General features: G+C 54.3%; 1 rRNA gene. It reads right to left on the bottom strand.

Going from position 1 to position 550, the window contains the following annotated elements:
- Positions 1-550 (bottom strand): 23S ribosomal RNA (locus FCK90_RS15200); the annotation flags it as partial.

The raw sequence follows: 550 nt of genomic DNA on the forward strand, positions 1-550 counted from the left end.
CGCTAAGCGTGGCGGGTTAGAATGGTCATACAGCCAGGGTAGTATCCCACCATTGCCTCCTCGTATGCTAGCGCACACGTCTCTTCGGCTCCTACCTATCCTGTACAAGCGGTACAAACATTCCATATCAGGTTGCAGTAAAGCTCCACGGGGTCTTTCCGTCCTGTCGCGGGTAACCTGCATCTTCACAGGTACTATAATTTCACCGAGTCTCTCGTTGAGACAGTGCCCAGATCGTTGCGCCTTTCGTGCGGGTCGGAACTTACCCGACAAGGAATTTCGCTACCTTAGGACCGTTATAGTTACGGCCGCCGTTTACTGGGNCCGTTATAGTTACGGCCGCCGTTTACTGGGGCTTCAATTCGTACCTTCGCCGAAGCTAAGCACTCCTCTTAACCTTCCAGCACCGGGCAGGCGTCAGCCCCTATACGTCACCTTACGGTTTTGCAGAGACCTGTGTTTTTGCTAAACAGTCGCCTGGGCCTATTCACTGCGGCTCTCTCGGGCTTGCACCCTAATAGAGCACCCCTTCTCCCGAAGTTACGGGGTC

Origin of the sequence: Kocuria coralli (genome assembly GCF_008831305.1) — a bacterium.
In the GTDB taxonomy this organism is placed as follows: Bacteria; Actinomycetota; Actinomycetes; order Actinomycetales; family Micrococcaceae; genus Kocuria; species Kocuria coralli.